The following is a 15,214-nucleotide window of genomic DNA, read 5'->3' on the forward strand; positions in this document are numbered from 1 at the left end:
CCTTCATGCAGGCAACGAAGCGGCTTGCGTGCCGGTTCCATATGCGCGCGCCAGGGGCGCGTGACCCCGGTCACGTTGCCCGGGCAAATCGGACACCATCTTTGTGCACGCGTTCACAAAGACATAGCCTGCATTCGACGGGGCGGTCCTGGGACGTACGACCGCCCGCAGCCCCGCTCTACCCGCAGGAGCACCGTGGCAACTGGCCGAACTCACCGACCGGCGACCCGCAGCCGAGGAATTCCCGAGGCCACCGTCGCCCGCCTTCCGCTGTACCTCCGGGCCCTCACCGGCCTGTCGGAGCGCTCGGTTCCCACGGTTTCCTCCGAGGAGCTCGCGGCCGCCGCGGGGGTCAATTCCGCGAAGCTGCGCAAGGACTTCTCGTACCTCGGCTCCTACGGCACCCGCGGTGTGGGTTACGACGTCGAGTACCTCGTCTACCAGATCTCCCGCGAGCTCGGCCTCACCCAGGACTGGCCGATCGTGATGGTCGGTATCGGTAACCTCGGCGCCGCTCTGGCCAATTACGGCGGCTTCGCCTCGCGTGGCTTCCGTGTCGCCGCCCTGATCGACGCCGACCCGGCGATGACCGGCAAGTCCGTCGCGGGCATGGCCGTGCAGCACGCCGACGACCTCGAGAAGATCATCGACGACAACGGCGTCTCCATCGGCGTCATCGCGACGCCCGCGGGCGCGGCCCAGCAGGTCTGCGACCGGCTCGTCGCCGCCGGCGTCACGTCGATCCTCAACTTCGCGCCGACCGTCCTGTCCGTGCCGGACGGCGTCGACGTGCGCAAGGTCGACCTCTCCATCGAGCTCCAGATCCTCGCCTTCCACGAGCAGCGCAAGGCCGGCGAGGGCCAGGACGACACGGTGGACGAGGCCGGCACCGAGACCCCGGCCGCCGCTGCGGCGAAGCCGGCCCGCAAGGGACCCGACGGGGATGTCCCCGCCGTGATGCCGGCATGAGTCTCCTCGTCGTGGGCCTGAGCCACCGCAGCGCTCCCGTGAGCGTCCTCGAGCGCGCCGCGCTCTCCGCGGACGCCCAGGCGAAGCTGCTCCAGGACACGCTCGCCGCGGAGCCCGCCGCCGAGGCCGCGGTGCTCTCGACGTGCAACCGCATCGAGCTGTACGCCGACGTGGACAAGTTCCACGCGGGTGTCGCCGAGCTCTCGACGCTGCTCGCCCAGCACAGCGGCGTCGGTCTCGAGGAGCTCACTCCTTATCTTTATGTGCACTACGAGGACCGGGCCGTCCACCACCTGTTCTCGGTGGCGTGCGGGCTGGACTCGATGGTCGTGGGCGAGGGCCAGATCCTCGGCCAGATCAAGGACGGCCTCGCGCGCTCCCAGGAGCTGCACACCGCGGGCCGCCTCCTCAACGACCTGTTCCAGCAGGCGCTGCGGGTCGGCAAGCGGGCCCACTCGGAGACCGGGATCGACCGTGCCGGGCAGTCCCTGGTCACGTTCGGCCTGGAGCAGCTGGCCGCCGGGCGCGCGGTCGACGTATGGGCCAAGGACAAGCGCGCCCTGGTGATCGGCGCGGGCTCGATGTCCTCGCTGGCCGCGGCGACGCTCGCGCGCGCCGGTGTCGCCGAGATCGTCGTCGCCAACCGCACGCTGGAGCGCGCCGAGCGGCTCGCGCAGATCCTGAGCGAGCCCGGCGGCACCGCAGTGGCCGCGCGCGCGGTTGCCATGGACGCCGTCGGCGACGAACTGACACGTGCCGATGTCGTCGTCTCCTGCACCGGAGCGACCGGACTCGTGCTGAGCGAGGCCGAGATCCTGCGTGCCACCGAGGGGCGTAAGGGTGGCCTCGCGCTGCTCGACCTCGCGATGCCGCGGGACATCGACGGCGCCGCGCACCGCATCGGCGGCGTGCGCTTCGTCGACATCGAGTCCCTCGCCGAGGCCTCGGCCGACGCGCCGATGGCCGCCGACGTGGACCAGGTGCGGGGCATCGTCTCCGACGAGGTCGCCGCGTTCGGCGCCGCTCAGCGCGCCGCGACCATCACGCCGACCGTCGTCGCCCTGCGCACGATGGCCGCCGACGTGGTCACCGGCGAGATCGCGCGGCTCGACGGGCGCCTGCCGGAGCTCGACGAGAAGCAGCGCGCGGAGATCACCCAGACCGTGCGGCGCGTGGTGGACAAGCTCCTGCACGCGCCGACCGTACGGGTCAAGCAGCTGGCCGCCGAACCCGGCGGTGCCGGGTACGCGGACGCGCTGCGGACCCTCTTCGACCTCGACCCGGAGGCGGTGGCCGCCGTCTCGCGGGCCGATCTGAACGAGCTGAACGAGCCGGTAGCCAAGAATCGAGGCCGGGCATCATGACGGACAGGGCACTCAGGCTCGGGACCAGGCGCAGCAAGCTCGCCATGGCCCAGTCGGGGCGCGTGGCTGAGGCCGTACGGCAGGTGACGGGACGGCCCGTCGAGCTGGTCGAGATCACCACGTACGGGGACACGTCCCGCGAACACCTGGCGCAGATCGGCGGTACCGGCGTGTTCGTCGTGGCGCTGCGCGAGGCGCTGCTGCGCGGCGACGTCGACTTCGCCGTGCACTCCCTCAAGGACCTGCCGACCACGCCCCACCCGGACCTCACGCTGGCGGCCGTGCCGCTGCGCGAGGACCCGCGCGACGTACTCGTCGCCCGCGACGGACTGACCTTCGCGCAGCTCCCCGACGGAGCGCGTGTCGGTACGGGTTCGCCGCGCCGCATGTCGCAGCTGAACGCGTACGCGCGCAGCCACGGCATGCACATAGAGACCGTGCCGATCCGCGGGAACATCGACACCCGCGTCGGTTACGTGCACAACGGGGAGCTCGACGCCGTCGTGCTCGCCGCCGCCGGGCTGAACCGGATCGGCCGCATCGGGGAAGTGACGGACTTCCTCGCGGTCGACACGGTTCTTCCCGCCCCCGGTCAGGGGGCCCTGGCGGTCGAGTGCTCCGCGTCCGACGCGGACCTCGTCGCCATGCTCGGAGAGCTCGACGACTCGTTCACGCGAGTCGCCGTGACCGCCGAGCGATCCCTGCTCGCCGCCCTGGAGGCCGGCTGCAGTGCACCTGTGGGTGCCCTGGCCGACCTGCTGGCCGACGGGCAGATTGCCAACGAAATGCGCCTGCGGGGTGTCGTCGGTACGACCGACGGCTCCGCGCTGGTGCAGCTGTCCACCACCGGTCCCGTGCCCGAGACGGAAGACCAGGCGCTGGCGCTCGGTCGCGAACTCGCTGCCGAGATGCTCGCCAAGGGCGCGGCCGGTCTGATGGGGGAGCGAGCACTTTGAGCCCCACCACCTCTGACCCTTCGGCCACCTGGGCAACCGGGCACGTCACCTTCCTCGGTGCCGGTCCCGGAGATCCAGGACTACTGACGCTGCGCGCCGTGGAGGCGCTCGCCCGAGCGGATGTGCTGATCGCCGAGCCCGAAGTGCTCGACGTCGTGCGCACGCACGCGAAGGCGGGCGTGACCGTCCTCGGCGCGGAGCTCCCGGGCGCACCGGGGCAGGCGGCTGCTGACGATGCGTCAACTGCCGCCGTGGTCCCCGCGTTGAGGGACTGCGCCAATCTTGTCATGGAGGCCGCGCGGGGCGGCAAGCGGGTCGTACGTGCCGTCAGCGGCGACCCCGGACTCGACACCTACGCGGCCGGGGAGATGCTGGCCTGCGCGGCCGACGGGGTCTCCTTCGAGGTCGTGCCCGGCATCGCGGCGGCTGTCGGTGTGCCCGCGTACGCCGGTGTTCCGCTGCGGGACGCGCAGGGCGCGGACGTGCGGTTCGTCGACGCCCGCACCGCCTCCGAGCGCTGCTGGACCGAGGTCGGCGCGTCCGACGGCACGGTCGTCGTCTCGACGACGCTCGACGCGGTGGCCGCGGCCGCCGGCGAGCTGGTCGCGGCGGGCCGCAAGCCGGACACCCCGCTGACCGTCACGGTCGCCGGTACGACGACGCGCCAGCGGACCTGGTCCGCGACGCTCGGCACGATCGCCCAGACCTTCAAGCAGGCGAAGGTGCTGCCCTCCCCGGAGGGCGGCCGCCCCGTCATAGCCGTGGTCGGCGAGCGTTCCGCGGCGGCCCAGCGCGACCAGCTCTCGTGGTTCGAGTCCAAGCCGCTGTTCGGCTGGAAGGTGCTCGTACCGCGGACCAAGGAGCAGGCGGCATCGCTCTCCGACCAGCTCAGCTCGTACGGCGCCGTGCCGCACGAGGTGCCGACGATCGCGGTCGAACCCCCGCGCACGCCCCAGCAGATGGAGCGCGCGGTCAAGGGCCTCGTCACCGGACGCTACGAGTGGATCGCCTTCACCTCGGTGAACGCGGTCAAGGCCGTGCGCGAGAAGTTCGAGGAGTACGGGCTCGACGCCCGTGCCTTCGCCGGGATCAAGGTCGCCGCAGTGGGCGAGCAGACCGCCGCCGCGCTCGTCGCGTTCGGTGTGAAGCCCGACCTCGTGCCGAGCGGTGAGCAGTCCGCCGCAGGTCTCCTCGAGGACTGGCCGCCGTACGACCCGGTCTTCGACCCGATCGACCGTGTCTTCCTGCCGCGCGCCGACATCGCCACCGAGACGCTCGTCGCCGGGCTCATCGAACTCGGGTGGGAGGTCGACGACGTGACCGCCTACCGGACGGTGCGTGCGTCGCCGCCGCCGGCGGAGACGCGCGAGGCGATCAAGGGCGGCGGGTTCGACGCCGTGCTGTTCACGTCGTCGTCGACCGTGCGGAACCTGGTGGGTATCGCCGGCAAGCCGCACAACGTGACCGTGATCGCGTGCATCGGCCCCGCGACGGCCAAGACCGCCGAGGAGCACGGACTGCGCGTGGACGTGATGTCCCCGGAGCCGTCGGTGCACCGGCTGGCACAGGCGCTGGCCGACTTCGGCGCGCGGCGGCGTGCCGCCGCGCTCGAGGCGGGGGATCCTGTGTCCCGGCCGAGCGAGCGGCGGCCCGGGGCCCGGAGGCGTCGGGCGGCGCCGTAGGGCCGAGCGGTCGTGGGCACAGCCCGGCGTACAGATCGACGTGGAGTGTTGGTGTGACTGAGTACGGATCCTTCCCGGGTGCGCGGCCGCGGCGGCTGCGCACCACCCCCGCCATGCGGCGCATGGTCGCGGAGACGCGGCTGCACCCGGCCGACCTGATCCTTCCCGCGTTCGTGCGGGAGGGCATCGGCGAGCCGGTCGCGATCGGGTCCATGCCCGGTGTCGTGCAGCACACCAGGGACACCCTGAAGAAGGCGGCCGTCGAGGCGCTGGAGGCCGGGGTCTCCGGCATCATGCTCTTCGGCGTGCCGGACGACGCGAAGAAGGACGCCCTCGGGACGGCCGGTACGGACCCCGACGGCATCCTCCAGGTGGCGCTGCGCGACGTGCGCGCCGAGGTCGGCGACGACCTCATCGTCATGTCCGACCTGTGCCTCGACGAGTTCACGGACCACGGGCACTGCGGTGTCCTGGACGCCGAGGGGCGCGTCGACAACGACGCGACGCTGGAGCGGTACGCGGAGATGGCGCAGGTCCAGGCCGACGCGGGCGCCCATGTCGTGGGCCCCAGCGGCATGATGGACGGGCAGGTCGGGGTCATCCGCGACGCGCTCGACACCATCGGCAAGGAGGACGTCTCGATCCTCGCCTACACCGCGAAGTACTCGTCGGCGTTCTACGGGCCGTTCCGCGAGGCCGTCGGCTCCTCGCTGACCGGCGACCGCAAGACGTACCAGCAGGACCCGGCCAACGTGCGGGAGTCCCTGCGGGAGCTGGCGCTCGACCTCGAGGAGGGCGCCGACATGGTGATGGTCAAGCCGGCCGGACCCTACCTCGACATCCTCGCCAAGGTCGCCGAGTCGGTGGACGTGCCGGTGGCCGCGTACCAGATCAGCGGCGAGTACGCGATGATCGAGGCCGCCGCTCAGCGCGGCTGGATCGAGCGTGACCGGGCCATCCTGGAGGCACTCCTCGGCATCAAGCGGGCCGGCGCGAACATGATCCTCACGTACTGGGCGACGGAGGTCGCGCGCGGCCTGTGACCGCGCCCGATCCCTGAACTCCCGCTGCCCCGCCGGTACATGACCGGCGGGGCAGCTTTTTGCGTTCTCCCGCTCACCAGTTCAGCGCGTCGCTCATCGACTGCTGCCAGTAGGTGACCTTGAGCGAGTCGTCGATGTAGACGCCCTTCGCGGGCAGCGCGGCCTTGGCGCCGGGGCCGCCGTCGTTCGTGTTGCGGCCCTGGAAGAACACCTCGAGTGTCTTCTCCGTACGCCCGTTGGAACCGCCGCCGTCGTCGCCGCCGGAGAGCGCGACGCCCGCGTAGGCGGACTGGCCCGGCGACAGGGACACCACCGCCTGCGGCTGCGAGTCGTCGATCACCGGCGGGACCGCCTGGGCCTCGCCGAAGCGGACGGCCGGGTAGCCGTACAGATCGCAGCGCTTCGAGCCCGTGTTGGTCACCGTCAGGAGCATGTGGTTGACGGGGCGCGTGACGGACTGGGCGGCGACCTTGACCGTGGAGCCGTTGCACGTGACGCGGGTGGTGGAGGCGGTGGGGTTGTTCTTGCCGGTGGAGGCGGGCTGCGGCTTCGGCTCGGCGGTGGCGGTACGTCCGGTGCCGGAGCTCGTGCCGGTGCCTGTGCCGGCGCCCGTCGTCGATCCGGCGTCCGCGTCCTTGCCGTTGTCGCCGTGGGCCGGCGCCGAGTTCGAGGGGTGCCGCGACGCGCCCTCGTCGCGGACCCCTTCCCCGTTGTTGCAGGCGGTCAGGGAGAGTGCGGCCAGGGCGACCGTGGCGGCGGCCGTGAGGAGGCGGACACGGGAGCGGGCGGGTGCGGCGATGGACACTGGTGATCCCCTTCGGAGGTGGCGTGCTTGGATGACCAGAGCTTGTGCTGTGATCTGTCCCGATCGCCAGCACCGCAGGACCACTTGGGACGCTGGAACGTTCGCACCGGCTCTGACCTGGGGAAACGACCATTCCCTGGAACGCCGGACTGGGATGAGGGGGTAGGGGAACGGTGGCTGGGGTTGACGGGACGGCCGAGTTCGCGGCGCTGCTGCGAGGGCTGAAGGAGCGCTCGGGGCTGAGTTACGGCGTACTCGCGAAGCGGCTGCACATGAGTACGTCGACGCTGCACCGGTACTGCAACGGGGACGCGGTGCCGGTCGACTACGCGCCGGTCGAGCGGCTGGCCCGGCTGTGCAAGGCCGGTCCCGAGGAGCTCGTCGAGATGCACCGGCTGTGGGTCCTCGCGGACGCGGCGCGCAGGACGAAGCCGGCGGCGGCGTCGCAGGAGCCGGCGGCATTGGCCGTGGAACCGGTGGCGCCCGTGCCCGATGCGGAGCCCGTGCCCGCCCCCGTGAAGCGCCGCTCCCGGCGCGCGGTCGTGCTCGCCGCCGCTCTTGCCGTCGTCGTGGCCGGGGGAGCCGGCGCGTTCGCCGTGCACCTCGCCGGAGACGGTGGTGACGGCGGCGGAGACCGGAAGGACCACGCCGGGGCCACCTCGTCCGGCACACCGGGCGCGCGCTCCGCGGACCCGTCGGGCAAGGCGTCCCCGTCAGCGGGCCACGGGCGCAAGCCTTCCGCGAGCCCGTCCCGCAGTGACAGCCCGGCCGGTGACGCGCCGGGCACCCCGTCCGCCCCGGCGGCGGGTGCGTCCACCGGCACGCCGCTGACCGTCGCCACCACCCCGTACATCTACGAGAGCCCGTGCAGCCAGCACTTCCTGATCGACCGGCCGCCGGCCGAGGTGCCCCCGCCGCCCCTCGAACAGGACGCCCCGAACTGGGTCGGTGCGATCGGCGCGGTCGCGTCGGGGGAGCAGCTGATCAAGCTCACCGTTCAGGGGACGGGCAGCGACACCGTGGTCCTGGAGGACCTGGACGTCCGCGTCATGAAGTCCGGTGCGCCGCTCGCGTGGAACGACTACTCGATGGGCGTGGGCTGCGGGGGCAACGTGGGGACGAAGTCGTTCGGTGTGGATCTCGACGCGCCCCGCCCGGTCTCGGCGCCGAAGCACGGGCAGCGCGACTTCCCGTACAAGGTCAGTGAGAGCGACCCCGAGGTCTTCTACGTCAAGGCGAACACCAAGGCCCACGACGTCAGTTGGGTCCTGGAGCTGAAGTGGTCGAGCGGCGCCCGCCACGGTGTCCTGAAGGTCGACGACCAGGGGCGGGCCTTTCGCACCAGCGCAGATGTCGGCCGTCCCGGCTACGACTACCCGATCGGGTCGGGCGGCTGGGGCGAGCGCCCCAGCGCATAGCGGCCGGGCCCGAACGGCTGTGCCCCAACGACTGTGCCCCAACGACTGTGCCCCGCCGGGGACTTCCGGCGGGGCACAGTCGGCGTATTTCGGGCCACCGAGTACCGGAAGGCCGAGGAAGGGTCAGAGGCGCTCGGGCGTCCTGATGCCCAGGAGCGCCATGCCCTGGTGCAGCGTGCGGGCCGTCAGGTCGCACAGGAACAGGCGGTTCTCCACCTGCTCCGGGGTGTCCGCCTTCAGGACCGGGCACTGGTCGTAGAACGTCGTGTAGAGCGACGCCAGCTGGTACAGGTACGCGGCCAGCTTGTGCGGCGCATATTCGGCGGCGGCCTCGAAGACCGTGTCGCCGAACGCGTCCAGGTGCAGGCCGAGCGCCCGCTCCGCCGGGGCCAGGGCCAGCTCCGGGTGGGCGGCCGGGGCCGCGCCTTCGGCCTTGCGCAGGATCGACTTGATCCGGGCGTACGCGTACTGGAGGTAGACGCTCGTGTCGCCGTTCAGGGACACCATCTGGTCCAGGTCGAACTTGTAGTCCCGGCTCGGCGACGTCGACAGGTCGGCGTACTTCACCGCGCCGATGCCCACGTAGCGGCCGTTCTCCACGATCTCCTGCTCGGTCAGGCCCACCTTCTCGGCCTTCTCGCGCACGACCGCCGTGGCCCGCTCGGCGGCCTCGTCGAGCAGGTCCTCCAGGCGGACCGTCTCGCCCTCACGCGTCTTGAACGGCTTGCCGTCCGCGCCGAGGACCGTGCCGTAGCCCATGTTGTGGGCCGTGACCTCGTCGCTCAGCCAGCCCGCGCGGCGTGCCGTCTCGAAGACCATCTTGAAGTGCAGTGACTGGCGCACGTCCACGACGTAGATCAGCGACGTGGCGTGCAGGTCGACGACGCGGTCGCGGATCGCGGACAGGTCGGAGGCCGCGTAGCCGAAGCCGCCGTCCTTCTTCTGCACGATCAGCGGGACCGGCTGGTCGTCCTTGCCCTTGATGTCGTCGAAGAAGACCACGAGGGCGCCCTCGGAGCGGACGGCGACGCCCGACTCCTCCAGGAGCCGCGCCGTCTCGGCCATCATGTCGTTGTACGCGCTCTCGCCGACGATCTCCTCGTCGCGGATCTCCATGTCGAGCTTCTCGAAGACCGAGTAGAAGTAGACCTTCGACTCGTCCACGAACCGCTGCCACAGGTCGAGCGTCTCCTTGTCGCCCGACTGCAGTGCGACGACCCGCTTACGGGCCCGCTCCTTGAAGGCCTCGTCCGCGTCGAAGACGGCACGGGAGGCCTTGTAGATCCGGTTGAGGTTCGACATGGCCTGCTCGCCGTCGACCTCGTCGGCCGGGGCCAGCTCGCCCGGGTGCTCGATCAGGTACTGGATGAGCATGCCGAACTGGGTGCCCCAGTCGCCGATGTGGTGCCGGCCGATCGTCCGCTCGCCCGTGAAGTCGAGCATGCCGCGCAGGGCGTCGCCGATGACCGCCGAGCGCAGGTGGCCGACGTGCATCTCCTTCGCCACGTTGGGCTGGGCGTAGTCGATGACCGTGACGCCCGCGTTGTCCTTCAGCGGGACGCCGAGGCGGTCGCCGTCGGCGGCGCGGGCCGCCAGCGTCTCGGTGATCGCCGTGTCGGTGACCGTGATGTTCAGGAAGCCGGGGCCCGAGACCTCGATGTCGGCGAGCAGGTCGCCGGTCGTGATCCGCTCGACGACCTGCGTGGCCAGTTCCCGCGGGTTCGCCTTCGCCTTCTTGGCGAGCGCCAGGATCCCGTTGGCCTGGTAGTCGGCCCGGTCGCTACGTCGCAGCAGCGGGTCCGCGCCCGCACCGGCCTCGGGGAGGGCGGCGCTGAGGGCGTCGGCGAGACGCTGGTGGACGGAGGACGTGAGGGACGTGACCGAGGCCATGGAGTGGTTGCCGTTCCGCTCGTAGGAGTACAGAAGAGGTGCAGAAAACGTCTCCAGTCTCCCATGGGGGCGGGCGGGCGGTCGCATGGATTCCCGCCCGCCCGCTCCCGGTGGCGCTCGCGTCAGGACACGGGCGCCAGCGTCACGGCCGCGAGCGCCGGAGCCGACTCGGTGCCGTCCGCGTACACCGCCGTCACCCGGTAGTAGGCGGCGCTCCCGGCGGGGGCGTTCTCGTCGCGGTAGTGACGGAACTCCTGCGAGTACGGGTTCTCCAGCGCGCCGTCGGCGATCCGCTCGTACGTGCCCGTGGCGCGGTCCCAGCGGTAGACCCGGTAGCTGGTGGCGCCGTCGAGGGTGTCCCAGTTCAGGGCCACGTCACCGGCGTTCTCCACGGCTTCCAGACCCGTGACGGGGGAGCCCGGAGGGGTCGCCTCCGTGGGGCGGGTGTCCTGCTCGGTGGCGTAGACGGTGACCGGCTCGGAGTAGTTGTTCGAGCCGTCCACCGCGCGCACCTCCCAGCAGCGGTCCTCGCCGTCCGGCAGGCCCGCCGTGTCCTGGAAGGACGTGGCGTCCCCGTCGAGGACCTCCGTGGTGCCGCCCGCGCAGGTCCGCGCCCCGTCGACCGTCTCGGGCCGGCCGGCCCGCACCCAGTACGCGTGCACGTCGGCGGCGGTGGACTTGTCCCAGCGCAGGGCCGTGCCCCACGGTTCGGGGGTCGCGGTGAGACCGGCCGTGGCGGGCGGCGCGGTGGTGTCGTCGTAGCGGATCGTCTTGAGGTCGGTCGAGGTCACGCCGCTGCCGGCCACGGCGATGACGGTGACGTAGCGGTCCGTCGAGTCGCCGAAGTCGGTGAGGACGCAGCCGTACTCGATGTACGTGTCGGTGGCGAGGAGTTCCTTCGGCTCGCAGGCGCGCGGGTTCGTGCGGGCCGTGGACGCGGAGGTGCCGGAGTAGACCCGGAAGCCGCCGCTGTGGTCGTTGTCCGCCGCCACCCTGAAGCGCAGCTCGGGACGGCCGTCCGCGTCCGGGCGCAGGTACACGGGCAGGGCCGGTGCCACCTGGCGCCGCGCGGAGATCTTCACCCCGGACGAGCGGTGCCCGGCCGCGTCGACCGCGTACACGGTGTAAGTGCGGATGACGCCGGGCTTGGCCGTTGTGTCGGAGTACGCGGCGGAGTCGGCGGTGCCGAGCAGGGCCGGTGTCGCGGTGCCGTCGGCCCCGTACACCTGCCAGCGCACCGCGTCGTCGGCCGGCGCGGCCCATGTCAGCGCGACCTTGTCGGCGTCCGCCTTGGCCGCGAGGCCCGTCACCGCACCCGGCGCCGACGTGTCCGGCGTGGTCACCGCGACGGGTGTGGTGCGCGCCGAGGTGTTGCCGGCGGCGTCGGTGGCCGACGCCGCGTAGTAGTACGTCTGCTTCTCGGCGGGCGTCTCGTCGTACAGGTACTGCTCGTCCGGGGTCTCGCGCAGGTCGAGCGTCGAGACCTTGGTGTACGGGCCCGCCTGGGCCGTGGCCCGCCACAGCGTGAAGACGGGGCCGTCGGACGGCTGCACCTGGCCCAGCCAGACGTTGACGCGCGGCGTGCCCACGTCGTTCGACACCGTGACGTCCGAGGCGCGCACGGCCGGGACGGCCGGGGCCGTCTTGTCCGGAGTGGTGACGTACGGGCCGCACGCGGTGGCGCCGTAGTTCGTCCACTTGTCGACGGCCTGGATGCAGAACCGGTACTTCCGGCCGTCCTTCGGCAGCGCGTACGAGGTGCTGGTGCCGGTGGTGTCCCAGCGCGCGATCCCGGTCGTGGAGGTCTCGACGAGGACCCGGTAGTGGTCGATGTCCAGCTCGCGGTTCTTCGTCCAGCTCGCGGTGGCCTTGCCGGTCGCCGCGTCGTACGAGGTGGTGATGCCGGTCGGGGCCAGCGGCGCCCTGCTGTCGGAGGAGGCGGGCCAGGTGAACTTCACCCGGGACAGGCCCGTCCAGTTCGCGTGGTCGACGCGGACGGTGTGGCTGCCCGAGCCGATGCAGAAGGTGCCCGGAACGCTGTTGCCGGAGTCACCGGTGTTCGTCCACTTGTTCACCTTGCGGACGCCGTCCACGTACAGGCGCAGGCCGTCCGTGCCGGAGAGGCGGTAGGTGAAGCAGCCGCCCGAACCGAAGTCCCGGGTGAGCGACCAGCGCACGGAGAAGTTGTTCGTGGCCATCCCGGAGAGCGGAGCGCCCGTCCAGTTCTGGTCGATGGTGGTGTCGCAGTCCGTCTTCTTCGGCGTACCCGAGAACGACGTATTGGTGTAGAACGTCCGCTTGAACGTGGTGTTGCCGCAGGTCACGGCGGCCGAGGCAGAGGGCGCTGCCAGGACGAGGCAGGCCGTGGGCAGGGCCATGGCGAGCCCGGCGGCCCCCACGCGCAGCCCGGCGCGGAATCTGTCTGTGATCACGAAGTGAGGACACGCGTGGGGCCCGTGGGGTTGTACGGCGGGGTCCTCTGTTTTTTTACGTGGCCTTGGCACTCGCGGAACGCGTTTCCCCCAAGCGCCCGGTAACTGGGAGAATGGCCCCAGCAGAGCTCACCCGCTCCACCCGACTCGCAGAGAAGGACGACCGAATCGTGGCCCAGAGCACAGGCGCGGAGACCCAGGACTGGGTCTCCCGTTACGCGGACGATGTCATCGCCGAGTCCGAGCGCCGCGCCCCGGGCAAACCGGTCGTCGTGGCCTCCGGCCTCTCCCCCTCCGGCCCGATCCACCTGGGTAACCTCCGCGAGGTCATGACCCCGCACCTGGTCGCCGACGAGGTCCGCCGCCGCGGGTACGCGGTCCGGCACCTGATCTCCTGGGACGACTACGACCGGTACCGCAAGGTCCCGGCCGGTGTCCCCGGCGTCGACGAGTCCTGGGCCGATCACATCGGTAAGCCGCTCACGTCGGTCCCGGCGCCCGCCGGATCGGCGTTCCCGAACTGGGCGGAGCACTTCAAGGCCGCGATGACCGGGGCCCTCGCCGGCCTGGGCGTCGAGTTCGACGGCATCAGCCAGACCGAGCAGTACACGTCGGGCGTCTACCGCGAGCAGATCCTGCACGCGATGAAGCACCGCGGCGACATCGACGCGATCCTCGACCAGTACCGGACCAAGAAGAACCCCGACAAGAAGCCGCAGCAGCAGAAGCAGCAGAAGCCGGTCGACGAGGCCGAGCTGGAGGCCGCCGAGGGCTCCGGCGCGGCGAACGAGGACGACGGCAGCGGCGGCGCGGGCGGCTACTACCCGTACAAGCCGTTCTGCGGCGAGTGCGGCAAGGACCTCACCACCGTCACGTCGTACGACGACGAGACGACGGAGCTGTCCTACACCTGCACGCTCGACGGCCACAGCGAGACGGTCCGGCTGAGCGAGTTCAACCGCGGCAAGCTGGTCTGGAAGGTCGACTGGCCGATGCGCTGGGCGTTCGAGGGCGTGATCTTCGAGCCGTCCGGTGTCGACCACTCGTCCCCGGGCTCGTCGTTCCAGGTCGGCGGGCAGATCGTCGGGATCTTCGGCGGCAAGCAGCCGATCGGCCCGATGTACGCGTTCGTCGGCATCAGCGGCATGGCGAAGATGTCGTCGAGCAAGGGCGGGGTCCCGACCCCGGCCGACGCGCTCCAGATCATGGAGCCGCAGCTCCTGCGCTGGCTGTACGCCCGCCGCCGGCCCAACCAGTCCTTCAAGATCGCCTTCGACCAGGAGATCCAGCGGCTCTACGACGAGTGGGACAAGCTCGCCTCCAAGGTCGCCGACGGCTCCGTCCTGCCGGCGGACGCCGCCGCGTACACGCGCGCCGTGGGCACCGCGGCCGGTGAACTGCCGCGCACCCCGCGGCCGCTGCCGTACCGCACCCTGGCCTCCGTCGCCGACATCACCGCCGGCGCCGAGGACCAGACGCTGCGCATCCTCAGCGAGCTCGACCCGCAGAACCCGGTCACCGCGCTCGACGAGGTGCGGCCGAGGCTGGACCGGGCCGAGGCGTGGATCAGCAAGTACGTGCCCGCCGAGTCGCGCACCCTGGTGCGCGAGGAGCCGGACACGCAGGCGCTGGCCGCGCTCGACGACGAGGCTCGCGAGTCGCTGCGGCTCCTCCTCGACGGCCTGGACTCGCACTGGTCCCTCGACGGCCTGACGCACCTCGTCTACGGCGTGCCGAAGGTCCGGGCGGGTTTCTCGCCGGACGCGACGCCGAAGGAGCTGCCGCCGGAGATCAAGACGGCCCAGCGGTCGTTCTTCGCGCTCCTGTACGACCTGCTCGTCGGCCGTGACACCGGGCCGCGGCTGCCCACGCTGCTGCTCGCCGTGGGCGCGGACCGGGTGCGCAAGCTGCTCGGCGCGTAGTTGAGGAAAGGCCGCACCGGATGCTCCGGTGCGGCCCTTTCGCGTATGCGGCGGGTCAGGCGATGTGGTCCTCGATGAACTCGCTGTTCAGGCGCTGCATGAACGCCTCCATGTAGCGCTGCAGTTCACGCTGCTCCAGATGCAGCCCGTACGTCGCCTCGACGTTCGCCTGGAACGTGCCGGGCGTGGGGCCGCCTTCGCCGTCTATCGACTTCCGGAACACCTGGTAGAGGTCCTCGTCGCTCGGCGCCGCGTCGCCGGTCTCCGTGATCCCCTCACCGAGCTGGCGGGTGCGGTTGGGCCCGGAAGGAACGGGAAACTCGGGCTCCTGGACCGACTGCGCGGGGATGAAGGCCTCCGCCGCAGGCTGCTCCTCGTACCACTGCTCGTACTGCTGCTCGGGGTCGTATGTCGGGTCGTAGCCACCGTCGTACGACACCGCCTGCGGCGGGTGCGCGAACCACGGGCTCGACTCCTCACCGGCGGCAGCTGCGGCGGCGGCCGCCGCCTCGGCCGCAGTCCCGGGCTGTACGGGAGCCGGCTGCGCAACGGCGGCCGCCGGAGCGGGACGCTCCAGCTCGGGAACGGGGGCGGGAGCGGGTGCGGCCGGTGCCGGGGCCGGGGGCAGCAGCGCCGGTTCGATGCCGGCGGCGGCCAGGCCCGAGGGGGCGGTCTCCGCGAGCGGGACGCCGTAGCGCGCCAGGCGCAGCGGCATCAGGGACTCGACGGGGGC

The 15,214-nt window shown here is 71.6% G+C and carries 10 protein-coding genes and 1 pseudogene; 7 read left to right on the top strand and 4 right to left on the bottom strand.

The window, feature by feature from the left end; all coding sequences use genetic code 11:
* Nucleotides 1-195 precede the first annotated feature (195 nt).
* Genes ACZ67T_RS43650 through hemB form a run of 5 tightly spaced genes read left to right on the top strand, consistent with a single transcriptional unit; the run spans nucleotide 196 to nucleotide 6,014 of the window.
* On the top strand, nucleotides 196-969 hold the full coding sequence (locus ACZ67T_RS43650; protein WP_469992311.1) for a redox-sensing transcriptional repressor Rex: 774 nt from the start codon (nucleotides 196-198) through the stop codon (nucleotides 967-969).
* Entirely contained in the window at nucleotides 966-2,333 is a 1,368-nt protein-coding gene (locus tag ACZ67T_RS43655) for a glutamyl-tRNA reductase (protein WP_469992313.1), read from the top strand. The genes ACZ67T_RS43650 and ACZ67T_RS43655 overlap by 4 nt, the downstream gene beginning before the upstream one ends.
* The gene (hemC, locus tag ACZ67T_RS43660; protein ID WP_469992315.1) at nucleotides 2,330-3,289 is read left to right on the top strand and encodes a hydroxymethylbilane synthase; all 960 of its coding nucleotides are present in this window, start codon (nucleotides 2,330-2,332) and stop codon (nucleotides 3,287-3,289) included. The genes ACZ67T_RS43655 and hemC overlap by 4 nt, the downstream gene beginning before the upstream one ends.
* Entirely contained in the window at nucleotides 3,286-4,971 is a 1,686-nt protein-coding gene (locus ACZ67T_RS43665; protein WP_469992317.1) for a bifunctional uroporphyrinogen-III C-methyltransferase/uroporphyrinogen-III synthase, read from the top strand. Before hemC ends, ACZ67T_RS43665 begins: the two co-directional genes overlap by 4 nt.
* 53 nt (nucleotides 4,972-5,024) lie before the next feature.
* The gene (gene hemB, locus ACZ67T_RS43670) at nucleotides 5,025-6,014 is read left to right on the top strand and encodes a porphobilinogen synthase (protein ID WP_469992319.1); all 990 of its coding nucleotides are present in this window, start codon (nucleotides 5,025-5,027) and stop codon (nucleotides 6,012-6,014) included.
* Between the two features lie 73 nt (nucleotides 6,015-6,087).
* On the opposite strand, the gene ACZ67T_RS43675 is transcribed toward hemB, so the two are convergent.
* On the bottom strand, nucleotides 6,088-6,819 hold the full coding sequence (locus ACZ67T_RS43675) for a DUF4232 domain-containing protein (protein WP_469992320.1): 732 nt from the start codon (nucleotides 6,817-6,819) through the stop codon (nucleotides 6,088-6,090).
* Between the two features lie 173 nt (nucleotides 6,820-6,992).
* On the opposite strand from ACZ67T_RS43675, the gene ACZ67T_RS43680 reads away from it, so the two are divergent.
* A complete protein-coding gene (locus ACZ67T_RS43680) occupies nucleotides 6,993-8,237 on the top strand; it encodes a helix-turn-helix domain-containing protein (protein ID WP_469992322.1) in 1,245 nt (414 codons plus the stop codon).
* 123 nt (nucleotides 8,238-8,360) lie between these two features.
* Here the strand turns inward: ACZ67T_RS43680 and argS are convergent, their stop codons facing one another.
* A complete protein-coding gene (argS, locus tag ACZ67T_RS43685; protein ID WP_469992324.1) occupies nucleotides 8,361-10,127 on the bottom strand; it encodes an arginine--tRNA ligase in 1,767 nt (588 codons plus the stop codon).
* Between the two features lie 122 nt (nucleotides 10,128-10,249).
* A complete protein-coding gene (locus tag ACZ67T_RS43690; protein ID WP_469992326.1) occupies nucleotides 10,250-12,559 on the bottom strand; it encodes a PA14 domain-containing protein in 2,310 nt (769 codons plus the stop codon).
* A gap of 113 nt (nucleotides 12,560-12,672) precedes the next feature.
* Here ACZ67T_RS43690 and lysS point away from each other — a divergent pair, with 113 nt between their 5' ends.
* Nucleotides 12,673-14,481 (top strand): lysine--tRNA ligase, encoded by a 1,809-nt coding sequence (gene lysS / locus ACZ67T_RS43695; protein ID WP_469992327.1) that lies wholly within the window; start codon nucleotides 12,673-12,675, stop codon nucleotides 14,479-14,481.
* A 55-nt stretch (nucleotides 14,482-14,536) separates the two neighbouring features.
* Here the strand turns inward: lysS and ACZ67T_RS43700 are convergent.
* Nucleotides 14,537-15,214, bottom strand: a pseudogene (locus ACZ67T_RS43700) (DUF2637 domain-containing protein); the annotation flags it as partial.

The organism is Streptomyces sp. NPDC107517, assembly GCF_055582645.1.

What these genes read in the sequence shown, in the direction of transcription:
- ACZ67T_RS43655 (WP_469992313.1), top strand. Translation starts at nt 966, where the DNA reads ATGAGTCTCCTCGTCGTGGGCCTGAGCCACCGCAGCGCTCCCGTGAGC.
- hemC (WP_469992315.1), top strand. Translation starts at nt 2,330, where the DNA reads ATGACGGACAGGGCACTCAGGCTCGGGACCAGGCGCAGCAAGCTCGCC.
- argS (WP_469992324.1), bottom strand. Translation starts at nt 10,127, where the DNA reads ATGGCCTCGGTCACGTCCCTCACGTCCTCCGTCCACCAGCGTCTCGCC.
- lysS (WP_469992327.1), top strand. Translation starts at nt 12,673, where the DNA reads ATGGCCCCAGCAGAGCTCACCCGCTCCACCCGACTCGCAGAGAAGGAC.